This window comes from Methylobacterium sp. 10 (assembly GCF_000519085.1).
Taxonomy (GTDB): domain Bacteria; phylum Pseudomonadota; class Alphaproteobacteria; order Rhizobiales; family Beijerinckiaceae; genus Methylobacterium.
In genome coordinates this window covers 4,387,715-4,404,948 of record NZ_KI912577.1, presented here as the reverse complement: position 1 = coordinate 4,404,948, position 17,234 = coordinate 4,387,715, and the positions used below count along the sequence as shown (strand labels likewise).

General features: G+C 69.6%; 20 protein-coding genes. 9 read left to right on the top strand and 11 right to left on the bottom strand.

The annotated features are described in order from the left end of the window. The first annotated feature begins 106 nt into the window (after positions 1–106). Positions 107–1,255 (top strand): putative zinc-binding peptidase, encoded by a 1,149-nt coding sequence (locus tag K368_RS0120735; RefSeq protein WP_027174015.1) that lies wholly within the window; start codon positions 107–109, stop codon positions 1,253–1,255. Positions 1,256–1,273: 18 nt separating this feature from the next. Here the strand turns inward: K368_RS0120735 and yciA are convergent, their stop codons facing one another. From yciA to K368_RS0120705, 6 genes are all read right to left on the bottom strand, one after another. Further along, positions 1,274–1,684: an acyl-CoA thioester hydrolase YciA gene (gene yciA / locus K368_RS0120730; protein WP_027174014.1), complete on the bottom strand. Its 411-nt coding sequence runs from the start codon at positions 1,682–1,684 to the stop codon at positions 1,274–1,276. A 151-nt stretch (positions 1,685–1,835) separates the two neighbouring features. Continuing rightward, positions 1,836–2,135: a hypothetical protein gene (locus K368_RS0120725; protein ID WP_027174013.1), complete on the bottom strand. Its 300-nt coding sequence runs from the start codon at positions 2,133–2,135 to the stop codon at positions 1,836–1,838. Between the two features lie 178 nt (positions 2,136–2,313). Further along, a complete protein-coding gene (locus K368_RS0120720) occupies positions 2,314–2,499 on the bottom strand; it encodes a DUF1508 domain-containing protein (RefSeq protein WP_027174012.1) in 186 nt (61 codons plus the stop codon). Positions 2,500–2,661: 162 nt separating this feature from the next. Then, on the bottom strand, positions 2,662–4,155 hold the full coding sequence (locus K368_RS0120715; RefSeq protein ID WP_027174011.1) for a DEAD/DEAH box helicase: 1,494 nt from the start codon (positions 4,153–4,155) through the stop codon (positions 2,662–2,664). 290 nt (positions 4,156–4,445) lie between these two features. Further along, the gene (locus K368_RS0120710; RefSeq protein WP_027174010.1) at positions 4,446–4,799 is read right to left on the bottom strand and encodes a hypothetical protein; all 354 of its coding nucleotides are present in this window, start codon (positions 4,797–4,799) and stop codon (positions 4,446–4,448) included. A 2-nt stretch (positions 4,800–4,801) separates the two neighbouring features. Beyond that, positions 4,802–5,044 carry a hypothetical protein gene (locus K368_RS0120705; RefSeq protein ID WP_027174009.1) on the bottom strand — a complete coding sequence of 81 codons (243 nt, stop codon included), beginning with the start codon at positions 5,042–5,044 and terminating at the stop codon, positions 4,802–4,804. A 183-nt stretch (positions 5,045–5,227) separates the two neighbouring features. Here K368_RS0120705 and sseA point away from each other — a divergent pair, with 183 nt between their 5' ends. Both sseA and K368_RS0120695 read left to right on the top strand, forming a co-directional pair. Continuing rightward, positions 5,228–6,076, top strand: coding sequence for a 3-mercaptopyruvate sulfurtransferase (sseA, locus tag K368_RS0120700; RefSeq protein WP_027174008.1), 849 nt, complete (start codon positions 5,228–5,230; stop codon positions 6,074–6,076). Positions 6,077–6,104: 28 nt separating this feature from the next. After that, positions 6,105–6,965 carry an urease accessory protein UreD gene (locus K368_RS0120695; protein ID WP_027174007.1) on the top strand — a complete coding sequence of 287 codons (861 nt, stop codon included), beginning with the start codon at positions 6,105–6,107 and terminating at the stop codon, positions 6,963–6,965. 177 nt (positions 6,966–7,142) lie between these two features. Here the strand turns inward: K368_RS0120695 and aqpZ are convergent, their stop codons facing one another. Then, positions 7,143–7,883 carry an aquaporin Z gene (aqpZ, locus tag K368_RS0120690; RefSeq protein WP_027174006.1) on the bottom strand — a complete coding sequence of 247 codons (741 nt, stop codon included), beginning with the start codon at positions 7,881–7,883 and terminating at the stop codon, positions 7,143–7,145. Positions 7,884–8,157: 274 nt separating this feature from the next. Between aqpZ and K368_RS0120685 the strand changes: the two genes are divergently transcribed. The 4 genes from K368_RS0120685 (at position 8,158) to K368_RS0120670 (ending at position 11,988) form a co-directional block, all read left to right on the top strand. After that, the gene (locus K368_RS0120685; RefSeq protein ID WP_027174005.1) at positions 8,158–8,427 is read left to right on the top strand and encodes an acyl carrier protein; all 270 of its coding nucleotides are present in this window, start codon (positions 8,158–8,160) and stop codon (positions 8,425–8,427) included. Between the two features lie 54 nt (positions 8,428–8,481). Then, the gene (locus K368_RS0120680) at positions 8,482–9,978 is read left to right on the top strand and encodes an AMP-binding protein (RefSeq protein WP_027174004.1); all 1,497 of its coding nucleotides are present in this window, start codon (positions 8,482–8,484) and stop codon (positions 9,976–9,978) included. Beyond that, on the top strand, positions 9,971–11,272 hold the full coding sequence (locus K368_RS0120675) for a type III PLP-dependent enzyme (RefSeq protein WP_027174003.1): 1,302 nt from the start codon (positions 9,971–9,973) through the stop codon (positions 11,270–11,272). Before K368_RS0120680 ends, K368_RS0120675 begins: the two co-directional genes overlap by 8 nt. Before the next feature lie 140 nt (positions 11,273–11,412). Beyond that, positions 11,413–11,988 (top strand): hypothetical protein, encoded by a 576-nt coding sequence (locus K368_RS0120670; RefSeq protein WP_027174002.1) that lies wholly within the window; start codon positions 11,413–11,415, stop codon positions 11,986–11,988. Positions 11,989–12,249: 261 nt separating this feature from the next. Here K368_RS0120670 and K368_RS0120665 read toward each other — a convergent pair whose 3' ends face one another. The 4 genes from K368_RS0120665 to K368_RS0120650 form a co-directional block, all read right to left on the bottom strand. After that, a complete protein-coding gene (locus K368_RS0120665; RefSeq protein ID WP_027174001.1) occupies positions 12,250–12,963 on the bottom strand; it encodes an amino acid racemase in 714 nt (237 codons plus the stop codon). A gap of 160 nt (positions 12,964–13,123) precedes the next feature. Continuing rightward, positions 13,124–14,020, bottom strand: coding sequence for a LysR substrate-binding domain-containing protein (locus tag K368_RS0120660; protein WP_027174000.1), 897 nt, complete (start codon positions 14,018–14,020; stop codon positions 13,124–13,126). 58 nt (positions 14,021–14,078) lie between these two features. After that, the gene (gene mntR, locus K368_RS0120655) at positions 14,079–14,531 is read right to left on the bottom strand and encodes a manganese-binding transcriptional regulator MntR (protein ID WP_026175811.1); all 453 of its coding nucleotides are present in this window, start codon (positions 14,529–14,531) and stop codon (positions 14,079–14,081) included. A gap of 66 nt (positions 14,532–14,597) precedes the next feature. Next, a complete protein-coding gene (locus K368_RS0120650; RefSeq protein ID WP_197031046.1) occupies positions 14,598–15,533 on the bottom strand; it encodes a LysR substrate-binding domain-containing protein in 936 nt (311 codons plus the stop codon). Positions 15,534–15,602: 69 nt separating this feature from the next. On the opposite strand from K368_RS0120650, the gene K368_RS0120645 reads away from it, so the two are divergent. Together K368_RS0120645 and pdhA are read left to right on the top strand one after the other, a co-directional pair. Continuing rightward, positions 15,603–15,914, top strand: a complete 312-nt coding sequence (locus tag K368_RS0120645) for a septum formation initiator family protein (RefSeq protein ID WP_027173998.1) — start codon at positions 15,603–15,605, stop codon at positions 15,912–15,914. A gap of 133 nt (positions 15,915–16,047) precedes the next feature. After that, positions 16,048–17,133 carry a pyruvate dehydrogenase (acetyl-transferring) E1 component subunit alpha gene (gene pdhA / locus K368_RS0120640; protein ID WP_027173997.1) on the top strand — a complete coding sequence of 362 codons (1,086 nt, stop codon included), beginning with the start codon at positions 16,048–16,050 and terminating at the stop codon, positions 17,131–17,133. Positions 17,134–17,234: the final 101 nt, after the last annotated feature.

Genomic DNA, 17,234 nt, shown 5'->3' with positions numbered 1-17,234 from the left:
TGGCGATGCGGCCCGTCGCCGAGCGCGAAGCAAATTCCGTGCATCGTGGCGCGGGACGCCGCCGCGCCGCGCTCCCGCGCGCTCGCCCGGCGGACATGGCCGCCCGATGAAGGTCTTCCAGTGCCAGGCCTGCGACCAGCCGGTGAGCTTCGAGAGCACGGAATGCGACAGCTGCCAGCGGCGGCTCGGCTATGTCTGCCAGTCCCATGAGATGTCGGCCCTCGAACCCTCCGGTGCGGTCTGGCATGCCTATGCCGATCCGGCCCGGAAATACCGCTTCTGCGCGAATGCCGATTACCATGCGTGCAACTGGCTGGTGCCGGAGGACAGCGCGGACCGCTACTGTACCTCCTGCCGGCACAACCGCGTGGTCCCGGACCTGACCCTCGACTGGAACCTCACCCGCTGGCGCCAGATCGAGGCGGCCAAGCACCGGTTGTTCTACTCGCTCCTGCGCCTGGACCTGCCCCTGATGACGCGGGAGGAGAACCCGGCCACGGGCCTCGCCTTCGATTTCCTGGTCGATCCGGCCGAGAGCTACAGCGTCGGCCCGCCCGTCCTCACCGGGCATCGCAGCGGTCTCATCACCCTCAACATCGCCGAGGCCGACGACGTCGAGCGCGAGCGCCGGCGGATGCTGTTCGGCGAGTATTACCGCACGCTGCTCGGCCATTTCCGCCACGAGATCGGGCATTATTTCTGGAACGTCCTGGTCCGCTACGACCAGAGCATCTGGGCGTTCCGCGACCTGTTCGGCGACGAGCGCGCCAGCTACGGCATGGCCCTGCAGCGCTACTACGCCCACGGCGCGCCGCCGGACTGGCAGGAATCCTACGTCAGCTCCTACGCCACCAGCCATCCGTGGGAGGATTTCGCCGAGACCTGGGCGCATTACCTCCACATCGTCGACACGGTGGAGACGGCGAGCGCCTTCGAGCTCCATCTGCGGCCGCGCCTGCGCAGCAGCGCGCCGGAGCCCGTGGTGATCGACTTCGATCCGTATCAATCCCCCGACCTCGACCGGCTGGTCTCGGTCTGGCTGCCGCTGACCTATGCGGTGAATTCCCTCAGCCGGAGCATGGGGCAGCCGGCGCTCTATCCCTTCAAGCTGACCCCGGCCGTCATCGCCAAGCTCGCCTTCGTCCACGACCGGATCGACGCCGTCCGATCGGCCACGGGGCAACAGCTCGATTCCGACGTGCTGAAGGCCGTCATCACCGGCCTGCGCCAGCGCGTGGCCCCTCCGAACGTTTGATGCCCGCCTCGCCCGGACTCACGATTCGGGCGAACGCTCCGGCTCTGGCTTGGGGAGCCGGCGCGGGCGTCCGTCGTCGTCGATGGCCACGAAGGTGAAGGTCGCCTCGGTCACCTTTTCGCGCAGCTTGGTGCGGAAGCGCCGGGCCCAGGCCTCGACCTGGATCTTCATGGAGGTGCGGCCGACGCTCTCCACCCGGGTATAGACGCAAAGCACGTCGCCCACCCGCACCGGGCGAATGAAGGTCATCGCATCCACCGCCACCGTGACCACGCGGCCTTGGGCCTGGTCGACGCCGGCGATGCCCCCGGCCTGATCCATCTGCGACATCACCCAGCCGCCGAAGATGTCGCCGTTGGCATTGGTGTCGGCCGGCATCGCGATGGTGCGCACCGTGAGGTCCCCACGCGGATCGCTGGTCTCGCCCATTGCGGTCTCCACCCTGATCGCCGCCGGCCTTCGTTCGTCCGAGGCGCGGCTTGGCCTTCTGCATCGGCCGACAGGTGGCATCAGGTCAAGGAAAAGGCCCGGATGTCCCTCGCGGGACATCCGGGCCTCGACAGAGATCGGCGCTATCGGCTCAGTAGTAGAAGCGACGCGGGCCGTAGAACCGGCGCGGGCCGTAATACGGCCGGCGGTAGAACGGGCGCGGCGCGAAGTACGGGCGGCGATAGTAGGGGCGGGCGTAATAGGGACGACCGTAGAACGGGCGACGGTAATACGGCCGGCGGTAATAGTACTGCGCCTTCTCGGCGACGGCCGGTGCCGCCTCGCCCTGAAGCGCGGGAACCGGGCCGATGGGCGCGGCCGAAGCGCCCTGGGGTGCCAGGGCGGCGAAGCCCAGGGCCAGCAAGGCGGCCAAAAGGAGTTTCCTCAACACGTTCATGACTCCTCGGATGATCGAACGACGATGATGATACGACGGCATGCGGGGGAATGCATGCTTGGCCGTCAGCCGAACGCATGGAATCGGCAAACCGTTTCATGCCCTCTGCCGGCAAGCTTAACGGTTAGGCTTGCCGGGAACGGCCTTCGCTCGAGCTGACGGCGTGGACCGGTCAGGCGATCTTCAACGTCATGTCGACGATGCTGGCCTCGGCCGAGCCCTTCACCAGGGTGATGCCGTGTTCGCAATCCTCCCTGCGGGCATAGCCCTCGGCCGAATCGGCGATGACGTTTCCGTTCGTCACCCGAAGGCGCCAGCGCCATTCGCCACCCGAATCCCGGTAGAGTTCGAAACGCATGTCCACGCCTCCCTCGCGGCGATGACCGCCAGACCGTGAGATGGCGCGGAATCGTCCATCGGCAATCCCGGTCCGGCGGAAGCCCCGGCACGAAAACGCCGCCCCGGAAGATCCGGGGCGGCGTCTGGTCGGGCGCGCCCGACCGTTCGGGCATGGATGAGATCAGGAACGCGGGAAGCGATCGAGCCAGCCGATGGCACGGCCTTCGCCGCCGGCATTGCCGCCGCCGCCGCCGCTGCGCGGGCGCTCGCCCTGGCGCGGAGCGCGGTTGTCGCCGCGCTGGTCGGGACGGGGGCCGCGGCCCTGTCCGTCCGACGGACGATCGCCGCGGCCTTCCTGGGGACGGCCGGACCGGGCCTGCCCGGCGGGCTGGCCACCGCGACCGCCGCCCGGACGGGCACCGGCGCCGGGACGACCCCCGCCGGGACGCTGGCCCTGGCGCTGGCCGGGACGCTGGCCCTGGGGCGCCGGACGGCGCTCCTCGGCCTGGGCAGCCTCGGCGGCCTCCTGGCGGGTCGGGGGGTTGAAGCCCTCGGGGAAGGCGCCGACGGGGATCTTCTGGCGCGTGGTGCGCTCGATATCCCGCAGGTAGGCCTTCTCCTCGTCGTTGCAGAACGAGATGGCGAGCCCGTTCGCCCCGGCGCGCGCGGTGCGGCCGATGCGGTGGACGTAGCTCTCGGGCACGTTGGGCAGGTCGTAGTTGATGACGTGGCTCACCGCCTCGACATCGATGCCGCGGGCGGCGATGTCGGTGGCGACCAGCACCCGGCAGGACCCGTCCTTGAACGCGGCGAGAGCCCGCTCACGCTGCGGCTGGGACTTGTTGCCGTGGATCGCGGAGGCGTTGATCCCGACCTTCTCCAAGCCGCGCACCACGCGGTCGGCGCCGTGCTTGGTCCGCGTGAAGACGAGGACGCGCTCGATCTTCGGGTCGCGCAGGATGTGGTTGAGCAGGGCCTGCTTCGCGCCGGTATGGGCGAAAATGACTTCCTGGGTCACGCGCTCGGCGGTGGTCGCCACCGGCGTGACGGCGACCTGGACGGGATCGCGGAGGTACTGGTCGGCGAGGCCGGCGATGTTCTTCGGCATGGTGGCCGAGAAGAACAGGCTCTGGCGCTCCTTCGGCAGCATCTTCACGATGCGCTTGAGGGCATGGATGAAGCCGAGGTCGAGCATCTGGTCGGCCTCGTCGAGGACGAGAATCTCGACGGCCTCGAGGGTCAGCGAGCGGCGCTCGATGAGATCCATGAGGCGGCCCGGCGTGGCGACGAGGATGTCGACGCCGTTGGCGAGCGCCTTCTCCTGGCGGGAGATGGTGACGCCGCCGAACACCACGGTGTTGGTGAACGACAGGTATTTTCCGTAATCGGAAAAACTCTCGGCGATCTGGTTGGCGAGCTCGCGGGTGGGCGAGAGCACCAGCACGCGGCAGCCGCGGCGGATGGCCTTGCGCGGGTTCTGGGCGAGGCGGTGCAGGATCGGCAGCGCGAAGGCCGCGGTCTTGCCGGTGCCGGTCTGGGCGATGCCGCAGAGGTCGCGGCCTTCCATGGCCGGGCGCAGGGCCTGGGCCTGAATCGGGGTCGGGGTCTTATAGCCGGCCTCATCCAGGGCGCGCAGCACGGGCTCTGCGAGGCCGAAATCGGTGAATTGGGTCAAGGGTAGACTTTCAGGCAGCGGGACCGGCCGGACGCCACCGAAACGATGGCCGTCTTGTCGAAGGGGCTGGTCCGTTGAGCTGGAGGTCGCCCGCGTGATGGGGCGATCCGGGTGCATGCACGTTGAAGAGAGGGGCTCAGGTCGCTTGGGCCGCGCTGACGCGCAATCGGCGATCCGTCACGCAGCCCTCTCAAGCGAACCTGTCACGGCCGCTGACGCTGCAACTGCGATATGCGCTTTCGCGCCTGCGAAGTCAACGTGGTGGCCGAGCCATTCGCCGGGCGCAGGGTCTACCACCCGTATCGCGCCATCTGGTCGAGCTTGGCCTGGACCGCATTCTCGTCGCGGCCGAGGGCGGCGATGCTCTGGGACAGGCCGTAGCAGGTGCCGCAGAACGGGAGCTGGACGAGGGGTATCGACTCGGCCCGGAACCGGGACACGGAGCCGATCAGGCAGGCGATGACCACCTCGTCCGGGGGCGTGCCGACGCAATCGCCGCGCGGGCTGCCGAACAGGGCGCGGTTGGGATAGGCCAGGGCCAGGGTGGTGCCGCCCCGCCGGTCGGGAGCCGGGGGCACGGTGTAGCTGCGCACGAACAGGCCGGCGAACAGCACCGTCACGCCGAGGGCCGCGAGGAGGCGCATGGTCAGGCGGTCTCGTCGAAGCGGGTCCGGTGGAACACCTCCGTCCCGGCCCCGTCGATCACGCGCACCGCCTCGGCCGGCCCCCCTGAGCGCTGCGGCGCCCGTGCCCGCGCGAACAGGAGGAGCGCGCGCTCCGTGGCGCTCTCCGCCCCGCTCGCGCGGATCGACAGGCGCTGGCGCACGCGGTCCTCGCCTTCGTCGTCGGAGCCGAGGATCTCGATGTGGAACGTCTCGCGCGGAGTCACGATCGGGCCGCCTCCGGGTAAGGTCTGTGGGGATGGCTGGTCATTGAGGGGAGCTTTCGCCTCAACGCGGCGCGTGTGCAAGGTGACGCGTGTGCAAGGTGCCGACCGGCGAGCTGGCGACTGGGCAAGCCGGGGGCGGATGTGGTTGAGTGGCGTCGACCTCCCTCATCGGACAGAACAGACATGGCGCCTTCGCATTTCGTCACGACCGACTGGCTCAAGGAGCGTCTCGGCGCGCCGGGCATCATCGTGCTCGATGCGTCGTGGTACCTGCCCGCCCAGGGGCGCGATGCCGCAGCCGAATACGAGGCCGCCCATATCCCCGGCGCGATCCGCTTCGACATCGACGCCATGAGCGACGAGACCTCGCCCCTGCCGCACATGCTGCCGCGGCCGGAGGTCTTCGCCTCGCGCATGCGCGAGCTCGGGATCGGCGACGGCATGCACATCGTCGTCTATGACGGGATGGGCCTGTTCTCCGCGCCTCGGGTCTGGTGGATGCTGCGCACCTTCGGCGTGCGCGACGTGCAGATCCTGGAGGGCGGCTTTCCAGCCTGGCTCGCCGCCGGCGGTCCCACCGAGGATGGCGACGGCCCCCGCCGCGACCGGCGCCATTTCTCCGCGCGCCTCGACCACGGGGCCGTGGCCGATGCCGACGACGTGGCCCGCGCCCTGGAGACCGGCTCGGCCCAGGTGGTCGATGCCCGCTCGGCCCCGCGTTTCCGCGGCGAGGAGGCCGAGCCGCGCCCCGGCGTGCGGCCGGGCCACATGCCCGGCGCCCGCAACGTCCATTACTCCGCGCTCCAGACGGACGGCCGGCTGAAGGACGCGGATGCCCTGCGCAAGGTCTTCGCCGATGCCGGCGTCGATCCGGAGAGGCCCGTGGTTACCACCTGCGGCTCGGGCGTGACGGCGGCCATCGTCGCCCTGGCCCTCGAGACCCTCGGTCATCCGCCCCGCGCGCTCTATGACGGCTCCTGGTCCGAATGGGGCGTCGACCCGGCGCGGCCCGTCGCCACCGGGCCGGCCTGAGGCGGCGACGGGCCGAGCCCGCACGCGCGTGGCCCAGGACCAATCGGGTATCGGCGTCCCGTCCCCCTACGCGGCGCCGGCGCGGCAGCGCTCCGACGGGCGCGTCAGCGTGCGCGTCGTCCGCCACGGAATCGGCACGCATGTGGCCGACCTGTCCGAGGCCGGGCCGCTGCGCCTGCGGCTTCCGCGCCATGCCGCGGGGGCCTGCGAGGCGGTCCTCCTCAACACGGCGGGCGGCATTGCCTGCGGCGACGGGTTCCGGGTCGAGGCGGAGGTCGGCGCGGGCGCCCACCTCGTCCTCACCACCACCGCCGCCGAAAAGATCTACAAATCCGACGGCCCATCGAGCCATGTGGGCACCAGGGCGGTGCTCGCCGAGGGGGCACGCCTCGACTGGCTGCCGCAGGAAACCATCCTGTTCGACCGGGCGCGGCTGGAGCGGCGGTTCCAGGCCGATCTCGCCCCGGATGCGCGCCTGCTCGCTTTCGAGGCAGTGGTCTTCGGGCGCACCGCCCGCCACGAGCGCCTGGATTCCGGCCTGTTCCGGGATGCGTGGCGCATTCGCCGGGGCGGGCGTCTGGCCTATGCCGAATCCCTCGCCTTCGACGGTCCAATCACCGCCCTGCTGGAGCGGACCGCCCTCGGCGGCGGCGCCCGGGCCATGGCGACCCTCCTCGACGTCTCGCCCGATGCCGAGGCGCGGCTGGAGGAATTCCGCAGCCATGTGGACACCCTCGCATCACCGGGGGTCGACGTCGCCGCCAGTGCCTGGAACGGGCACCTCGTTGCCCGATTCCTGAGCGCCGCCCCCGATGCCCTGCGGGCGACGGCCGCCCGCCTCCTCGTGGCCTACCGGGGCACGCCGATGCCGCGGGTCTGGCAGAGTTGAAGGGGAGTGCGCAGCTTGATCGGCCTCTGAGGTGGCACGGCGGGCGGAGGCTTCCCGTTCGCACCGTGGATTCTGGAGGCCTCCTTCGAGTCCGCTTCGCGGCGCCTCAGGATGAGGTGGATGAGTGGGAAGAGGAAAATGTCGGCCCCGGCAACCCGGCGGCCGGCCCGTCGCCACCTAAGCCGCCGACCGCTTCTCGACGATCGTGGTCTCGATGAGCGTGTCCGGCTCGTAGAGCCAGCGCGCCATGGCGCCCGCCATGACGGCACCGAGGATCGGCGCCAGCCAGAACAGCCAGAGCTGCCCCATGGCCTCCGCGCCCGCGAACAGGGCCGGGCCGCTGCTGCGGGCCGGGTTGACGGAGGTGTTGGTGATCGGAATCGAGATCAGGTGGATCAGGACCAGGGCGAAGCCGATGGGAATGCCGGCAAACCCCGTGGCCGCACCCTTCGACGTCGTTCCGATGATGATGAACAGGAAGAAGAAGGTCGCGAGGGCTTCCACGAGGAAGCAGGAGAGCAATCCGTACTTGCCGGGGCTGAGGTCGCCGTAGCCGTTCGAGGCGAAACCGCCGGGCACCCATCCGGCCTTGCCGGAGGCGATGAGGTAGAGCACGCCCGCGCCGAACACCGCTCCGACGACCTGCGCCACGATGTAGGGGACCACGTGATGGTCGGCGCAGCGCCCGGCGGACCACAGGCCGAGGGTGACGGCCGGGTTGAAATGGCCGCCCGAGATATGCCCCACCGCGTAGGCCATCGTCAGCACCGTGAGCCCGAAGGCGAGGGCAACCCCGAGGAAGCCGATGCCGAGGGCGGGATACGAAGCGGAGACGATGGCCGCGCCGCAACCCCCGAAGGTGAGCCAGAACGTTCCGAAAAACTCGGCCGTCGATCGCCGTATCGTATCATGCATCATGGCAGCCCCGCTCGAATGCAGGAGAAATTCTCATGTATTCACGACACGAGAATCGGCTTTATCCTTGGTCTTTACGCGTAGAGCCTAGATTTCGCCCCGACCCCTGGCAATCGCTCATTGGGCGTATCCGGTCGGTCCGGCCGATCGGCGACGCCGTTATTGCCCCGGTTGCTTACCCCCCGAAGGTCGCGCCGGGGAGCGGCTCATGGACTTGCCCGGCCGACATCGCTATGGGCGGCGACGGCCGACGGGGCGGCCGATGGGGGACCGGAACGTGGTCGAGACACATGCCGCCGCGCGCGAGGCGATCCTCGCCTTCATCGCCGGCCGCAATCCCGGCCTCGCGCCGGGTGCGGTGACCGGATCGACCTCCCTCGTCACCAGCGATGCCCTCGATTCCATCGGCGTGCTCGACCTGATGATGGAGCTCGGCGACCGGTTCGGCTTCGAGATCGAGGAGGACGCGTTCGCGCTCGCGCATTTCGAGAGCGTCGACGCCTTGGCCGCCTTCGTCGAGGCCAAGCGGGTCCGGGCGCAGCCCTGAGCAGGTTCGAGGACGCAAAACCGGTGACCACTTTTGCCGAACCCGCTTAGCACCATGCCGGCGCCCGCCCTGCTGCACGATCTCCTCGACGGTCCGGCCTGCGCGTCCGAGCGGATCGCCCTGGTCTCCGGCGACGAACGGCTGAGCTATGCCGGGATGCGGGCCGAGGTCGAGCGGCTGGCTCGAAGGCTGCGCGAGGACGGCGCCGAACCCGGCGACCGGATCGCGATCCTGCTTCCGAAATCCATCGCCGAATGCGTGGCGATCTTCGCCGTCAGCCGGGTCGGGGCGGTCTTCGTGCCGGTCCATCCGAGCCTGCGCCCGCGCCAGGTCCGGCATATCCTGGCCGATTGCGGGGCGCGGTTCCTCGTCACCGACGGCACCCTGCTCGCCGCCCTCGACCTCGCCGCGTCGGACCCGCTCCGATCCCCTCAGATCGTCCGCCTCGCCCCCGACGCCGTCACCGCTCCGCCGCCCGGCCTCGCGGCGATCCTCTACACGTCCGGCTCCACCGGGCTGCCGAAGGGCGTGATGCTGAGCCACGCCAATCTCCTGGCCGGCACGCGGATCGTGCGCAGCTATCTGGCGATCGGGCCGGAGGACCGCATCCTCTCGGTCCTGCCGTTCTCGTTCGATTACGGCCTGAACCAGCTCCTTACCGCCATCGAGCAGGGTGCCTGTCTCGTCCTCCTCGAGTTCCGCTTCGGCGACGAGGTGGTGCGGGCCGTCGAACATCATCGGATCACGGTTCTGGCCGGCGTCCCGACCCTCTGGACCCTGCTGACCCGCGCGGCGCCGAGGCTCGGCAAGGCGGATCTCGCGAGCCTGCGCATCCTCACCAATTCGGGCGGCGCGGTGCCGCAGGAGACCGTGGCGCGCCTGCGCCGGGCGCTGCCGCACACCGACATCGTCCTGATGTACGGCCTCACCGAGGCCTTCCGCTCCACCTTCCTGCCTCCGGGCGAGATCGACGCGCGGCCTGGCTCCATGGGCCGCGCCATCCCCGAGACCGAGATCTTCGCCGTGGACGCCGACGGGCGGCGGACCCGGCCCGGCGAGCCCGGCATCCTCCACCATCGCGGTCCCACCGTGTCCCTCGGCTACTGGAACCGGCCGGAGGATACGGCCCGAATCCTGGTGCCGGACCCGCGTTTCCCGCTGGACGGCACCCTGGTCTGCCGCTCCGGCGACCTCGTGGTGGAGGACGAGGACGGCTATTTCCGCTTCCTCGGCCGCGAGGATGCGATGATCAAGAGCGCCGGCTTCCGCGTGAGCCCCACCGAGGTGGAGGAGGCGCTGATGGAGACCGGCGCGTTCCGGGCGGTGGCGGTCATCGGTCTGGCCGATGCCGGCCTCGGGCAGCGCATCCACGCCGTCGCCGTGCCGGCCGGGAGCGGCCCCGCGCCGCAGGAGGTCCTGCAAGCCGTGCGGCGGACGTTGCCCCCGCACATGGTTCCGCGCGCCGTCGAGACCGTCCCGGCCCTGCCCACGACGCCCAACGGCAAGGTCGATTACAAGCGCCTCGTGGCGGAACGGACGAGCTATGTCTGACACGATCGGCGACAGCCTCGCGGACCGTCTCGTGGCCGCGAGTTTTTCGCGACGCGGCGGCGTGCTCCATGTGGGCGGCCTCGATCTTCGCAGCCTCGCCGAGACCTACGGCACGCCGTTCTTCGTCTACGATACCGACCTCTTCCGCCGTGCCTATCGCGACCTCGCGCGGGCAGTCGCCGGCTTCGCGGTGGTGGATTATTCGGTGAAGGCCAACCCGGCCCCCGCAATCATCCGCGTTTTCCGCGACGAGGGGGCGGGGGCGGAGATCGCATCGGCTGCGGAATTCGCCGCCTCCTGGGCGGCCGGTGTCGATCCCCGCCGCATCCTGTTCGCCGGGCCCGGCAAGAGTGACGTCGACATCGAGGCCACCGTCGCCGGCGGGATCGGCGAGATCCATCTGGAGAATCACGAGGAGATGGTCCGCGTCGCCGCGGCCGCGGAGCGCCACGGTGTGGTCCAGCGGGTGGCGATCCGGATCAATCCGGGACCCGACGCGCAGGGCGGCGCCATGCGGATGGGCGGCAAGCCCTCGCCCTTCGGCTTCGACGAGGAGGAGCTCGATGCCGTCGTCGATGCGGTGGAGGCCGAACCGCGCCTGCATCTCTCCGGCATCCACCTCTTTGCCGGGACGCAAGGGCTCGTCGCCACGACCCTCCTCTCGCAATGGGCCTACGGCCTGTCCCTGGCGGAGCGGGTCGCCGACCGGATCGCCCGGCCGCTCGAGACGATCGACCTCGGCGGCGGCCTCGGCATCCCCTATTTCTCCACCGATACGCCCCTCGACCTCGGCGCCATCCGCGACGGGCTGCCGGCGCTCGTCGCCCGTGTGGAATCCGATCCCCGCCTCAGGGAGGCGCGGATCGTGCTCGAACCCGGACGGTTCCTCGCCGGCCCGGCGGGCCTCTACGTGGCGCGGGTGAGGGCGGTGAAGGTCTCGCGGGGCAGCCGCTTCGTCATCACCGACGGAGGGATGCACCACCATCTCGCCGCGTCCGGCAATCTTGGGCAGGTGGTCAAGCGCGATTATCCCGTGACGAGCGTTGTGGATAGGGGCGGCCCGCGCTCGCCCTGCGCCGTGGTCGGCCCGCTCTGCACGCCCCTCGACATGCTCGCCCGCGCGACTCCGCTGCCGGACCTCGCGGCGGGCGACCTCGTGGCCGTCCTGCAATCGGGCGCCTATGGGCTGACGGCGAGCCCCACCGGCTTTCTCAGCCATCCGCGGCCGGCGGAACTGCTCGTGGATCAGGGCACGGCGCGCGAATGCGGCGCGGCGCGGCCGCCGGCGGATTGACGCCGCCGCAAGCTTTCCCCTGACCGCAGGCTTTCCCCGGACCATGGGATCGCTCCAGGACGCTCGAGTTCCGCAACGGAACGGAAACCCTCACGGAGTTAGGGTCCGCGGCGTTCGGACGCGATGCGGGAGGTGACCGATTGAGACGCGGTCTCGCCGTCAGGCAGAAATCGACCAAGCTCGAGTTTCTCAAGCACATCGTCGCCAGCACGCAGACGGGCCCGGACGTTTTCTCGACCGTCATGACGAGCGACGACTACGCGCGCGACCACGTCCAGATGATCTGCGAATCGCTCCAGCTCGGCCTGACCCGCCTGCATCGGGACCAGGAGGGATACGGCTACGAGGTGCGCATCACCCGCGCCGGCAAGCTCCTGGCGGTGGGCGAGATCGAGGCGGCGGCGGCCGTCCTCGATGCTGGCGGAGGCGTCATGCGCCTTGCCGGCGGCCCACCGGAGGGCGCCCTCGGCACGCTGCTGGCGCCTGGCATCAAAGGCATGTCCCTCTTCGGGATCGCGGCCCGGCAATATGCCCCCGAGATGATACGCGGCGTCGCCACCGGCCACCTCTCCGTCGCGGATGGCGTCATCCAGGCATCCCGGCTCCTTGAGAAGGGAACCGGATTGGGCGGATGGGGCGACGTCGGCGGACTCGCCCGTCCCTCGTCGCTCCCGTCGAGCCGTTCGCCGCGACATGTCTCGGCGCGAAAGCCCTAAGCAGGTTTAGCAAAAGTGGCCGCCGGTTTTGCGCCTGAAAACCTGCGGCGCTTCAAAGACCTGAGCGAGGTGACGCCTTGGCTTGCCCATGCGAACCTGCGGAGGGTCTCTCACAAAACTCCCGCTGCGCTGTGGTGCTTGGTGTGGGAACCGACCGTGACCGGGAGTTTTGTGAGGCACTCTTAGAGCCTCGTTCCCAGCCGGGATCCCGGCTCCTGCGGACGGGCGATGACGCGCGAGCGCCGTTCGGGCCGGATGGCGTCAGGCCGCGAGCGGCAACGCTCGGCCGTCCGCCGGCCGGATGAACGCCGCGACGCAGGCGCGGGCCAGGGCCTCGGTCGCGTCCACCAGCCGGGACCGGAGCTCCCCCTGGACGGGGGACAGGGCCACCGGAATCTCCGTGCAGGCCATCACCACCTTCTGGCATCCCGCCGCGACCAGGGCCTCGGCCTGCCCCTGCAGGAGAAGAGACGCGTCGGCGAGCTGCCCGGCCTTCACCAGCCGGATCGCCCGCATGACCTCCCTCTGGCCGGCGGGGTCGGGCATTCGCGACGCGAACCCGTGCCGGGCGAGACCGTCCCGGTAGATCCCTGACTGGAGGGTGCCGTCGGTCGCCAACACGCCGATGCGCCCCCGGCTCTCGGCGCCGAGCGCATCGGCCACCGCATCGACGATGTGCAGGATGCGCACCGACGTTTCGGCCTGCAGGGCGGCGTGCCAATGATGCGCCGTGTTGCAGGGGATGGCGATGCAGCTGGCGCCCGCCGCTTCCAGCCGTCGAAGGGTCTCGCGCATGGCGGGGAAGGGGTCGGCTCCGTCTCCCAGGATCGCGGCGGTCCGGTCGGGGATCCCGACGGCCGAGCAGACGATCATCTGGATATGGTCCTGATCGCGGGAGGCCGGGGTGTTACGGACGACCTTGCCCATGAAATCCACGGTCGCCATCGGACCCATCCCGCCTAGAACACCGAGCATCGCCATCTCCCTTCCGGAACCGCGTCCGACCACGTCGGGGCGGGCACGGTTCCAGGCCTCTGCTGTGCTGCGCTCTCTTTCGCCGAACCGGCATCCACTGCGGCGGAGAGCGCTCTGGCCGCGACGTTGCGGCGCCAGCCTCCGTGGGTCCAATGCCGTGTCAGACCGGGCTATTCCGATCTTGCATAGTTTGCGCGCCGATCTCCGTCGCGGCCTGCCAGAGCGCGGAGACGGCGGCACGGCGATGGCCGGCATTGCGATAGAGGCGGATCTCGAGCGGGGTCTCGTCACCCGTCGCGACAAGCTCGCCGGCCGCCAGTTCGCGGGCGACGAGGCTGCGCGGCAGCCACGCCAGCCCATGGCCTTCGAGGGCCATGAACTTCAGCGCCTCCGCCATGGCGTTCTCGTTGGTATGAGCGATGGTCGCAGGCGCACCGCCTGCCTGGGCATGAAGCGCCACGCGGCCGAGGAACGAGGTCTGCGGATAGCCGAGCAGGGGTAGGGCGGCCGCCTCGGTCGCCAGTCCGGCACCGCAAACGGGAACGAGGCTGTCGGCGCCCACCACGCGATGCGGGTAGTGTTCGGGATCGAGGAGAATCGGCACGCTCGGATGGTGGAACGTGAGCAGGAAATCGTAGCCGCCTTCCGCGACCGCCTGGATGCAGGTGTGGAAATCGTCGGGAAGCAGCCGGCTGTCCAAGGGGCCGGTCCGCTCTTCGATGCGCCGGAACCAGCTCGGAAAGAAGGTCAGGGCCAGGGTGTGGAGGGCGGCCACCGCCACGGTCCGGGTGTTCGGCCGGGCGCTCGCCTGCAGGCTGGACCGGCTGGCATGGAGCATCCGGACGGCCTCCTCGGCGGTCTCGCGGAACTCACGGCCCGCCCCCGTCAGGGTCGTCGGATAGGTGCTGCGGTCGATGAGAGCGACGCCGAGCCAGGTTTCGAGGGCGCGGATGCGGCGGCTGAAGGCCGATTGGGTGACGTGGCGCTCCTCGGCGGAGCGGGAAAAGCTCCCCGTCCGCGCGAGGCTGACGAAATCCTCAAGCCATTTGAGCTCCATGATTCCGAAAGCCTCATGACTCCAATGGCCCGGCGACGATGCGACGGGAGGGAGGGCGTCAGCCCTTGCGCTCGGTGAAGTCGCGAAACGCCTCGAGGGTCTCGGCGCTGACGTGATGCTCGATCCCCTCCGCATCGCGCCGCGCGGTCTCGGCGCTGACGCCGAGAGCGCAGAGGAAGTGCTCGACGATGCGATGGCGCTCGCGGCTCTGGACCGCGAGCATGCGACCGCTTTCGGTGAGGAAGACGCCGCGATAGGGGCGCTGCTGAACCAGGCCGTCCTCGGCCAGACGCTTCAGCATCTTGGCGACGGTGGGCTGGGCGACGCCCAGGCGGGCGGCGATATCCACCTGCCGCGCCTCGCCGCCATCGCCGATGAGGTCGGCGATCAGCTCGACATAGTCTTCCACGAGTTCGAGGCGGCGCGCCTCGCGCGCCTGCCGGAAGCTCTCCACATGGACGTCCGGATCGACCAGCGGGGCGTCGGGCATGGATCGCGAGGAATCCTGCATGGTGCCGGGCAACCCTTGCTTCACCGGTGTGACGGACACGGACCATCCGGTGCCCCGAGCCCGTGTTTAGCCAAGGCGGGCGCCGGAGGGGAGCCCTAAACCGGGCCGGCTCGCGCCCTCGCGCAGATGGGCGACGAACTCCCGTGCGAAAACCGGCAGCGCGTCGAGGGAGCGCAGACAGATGGTGAGGTCGCGCGCCGCCCAAGGATCGAGGAGCGGGACGATGTCGAGGCCCATGGAGCGCGCGGCGCGCCGGGCGGTCGTCTCGGGGACGATCCCGAGCCCGACGCCGCATTCCACCAGTCGGCACACGGCATCGAAGCCGCGCAGCTGGACACGCAGCCGCATGAACGGCCGCCCGGTGCGCATGGCCTTGTCGGCGAGGAAGCGGGTGATGGCGCTCGCCCTGTCGAGGCCGACGAGATCGTAATCCAGGACCTCGGCGAAGGGTACGCTCTCCCGCGCTCCCAGGGGATGGCCGGAGGGCAGCACCGCCACGAACCTGTCCTGGCGGAACGGGTGGGTCTCCAGGGTGCCCGTATCCACCGTGCCGGAGACGATGCCGAGATCGGCGCCCCCTTCCGCCACGAGACCGACGATCTCGTCCGAGGTCCGCTCGACGATATCGACGCTGACGCCGGTATGGAGGGCGAGGTAGGCGCTCAGGGCTTCCGGCAGGAATTCGGTGAGCGCGTGGGTGTTCGACAGCACCTTGATCTGGCCGATCGCGCCGCCGGCATAGGCGGCCAGATCCCCCTGCATCCGGTCGACGCTCTCCAGCATGCTACGGGCATGGGCGAGGAGAGCACGCCCGGCCGGCGTCAGGACGACGCCCTGGCGGCTCCGGCTGAGGAGGGCCGCCCCGAGGGAGACCTCCATCGCCCGGATCCGGCTCGACGCGGCGGCGAGGGCGAGATTGGCCCGGGCCGCCCCGTGCGTGATGGACCCCGCCTCGGCCACGTGGCGGAACAGACCGAGGTCGACGAGGTCGAAACGCATCATCGGGCGGGAATGGAGAAAGTGAGCGGCATCGGCAACACATCCTTAACCCTGTAGCGCGATGGTCCGGACATGGTGGTCCGTCGTCGCGTCCGTTCCGTTCTCATGCCGCTCGGCCTTTACGCCGTGTCCGCGCTCGTGGTCGGCTATTTCGTGCATCAGGCCGAGAGCGGCAATCGCGGCCTGGAGGCCAAGCGCGCGCTCAAGATCCAGGCCTACGGCCTGAAGCAGGAGCTCACGGCCGCCAAGGCCGACCGGGCGATCTGGGAGCACCGGGTGGCGCTTCTGCGCAGCGAGCAGATCGACCGGGATCTGTTGGAGGAACGCGCCCGCATCGTCCTCGGCCGCGTCCACGCGAACGATGTCGTCATCATCAATCCCTGATCGTGCCCCGATCGCGTTTTTCCCGCAGCATTCTACCTGACAACTCGATCGATCTGTCGACGGGACGGCCTCGCTTTCCTGAAAACCCTGTCCTAGAAACGGTTCAGAATAGCCGTTCACGGGAGGAAAGCCGATGGATGCCGCCAACGAAGCGGGTCAGGCGAAAGCCGATTCGGCCAAGGGTTCGGCTCAGTTGGGGACGGGGGGCGGTGACGCCCCGACGCATGCTCCCGCACCGAACACGCCCCAGTTCACACGGGAGGAAGACCTCCATGCCTATCACGAGATGCTGCTGATCCGGCGTTTCGAGGAGAAGGCGGGCCAGCTCTACGGCATGGGCCTGATCGGCGGATTCTGCCATCTCTATATCGGCCAGGAAGCGGTCGTCATCGGCATGCAGATGGCCTCGGTCGAGGGTGACCAGACCATCACCGGATACCGCGACCACGGCCACATGCTCGCCTGCGGCATGGACCCGAAGGGCGTGATGGCCGAGCTGACCGGCCGGCGCGGCGGATATTCCCGCGGCAAGGGCGGCTCGATGCACATGTTCTCCAAGGAGAAGCAGTTCTTCGGCGGCCACGGCATCGTCGGCGCGCAGGTTTCCCTCGGGACCGGCCTGGCCTTCGCCGACGCCTACAAGAAGAACGGCAACGTCAGCCTGACCTATATGGGCGACGGCGCGGCCAACCAGGGCCAGGTCTACGAGAGCTTCAACATGGCCCAGCTGTGGAAGCTGCCCGTGGTCTACGTGATCGAGAACAACCGCTACGCCATGGGCACGTCGGTGGCCCGCGCCTCGGCGCAGACCGACTTCTCGAAGCGCGGCATCTCCTTCGGCATCCCCGGCGAGCAGGTGGACGGCATGGACGTCCGCACCGTCCGCGAGGCGGCGAGCCGCGCGGTGGAGCATGCCCGCTCCGGCCAGGGCCCCTACATCCTCGAGATGCAGACCTACCGCTATCGCGGCCACTCGATGTCCGATCCGGCGAAATACCGGACCAAGGACGAAGTCTCCAAGATGCGCGACGAGCACGACCCGATCGAGATGGTGCGCAAGCGCCTGATCGAGATGCACGGGGTTCCGGAAGCCGACCTCAAGGCCACCGACGCCAAGGTCCGCGAGACCGTCAACGACGCGGCCGAGTTCGCCACGCACGATGCCGAGCCGGATCCGTCCGAACTCTGGACCGACATCCTGCTGGAAGCCCGCGCTTAAAGCCGACCTCGCGACGCTCCCCTCCACCGGGACATCTCCCGTGCCATGGCGGCACGGGGAGAGCCGCAGCGAGGGACCGGGAAGCCGCCGCTTCCTCTCCA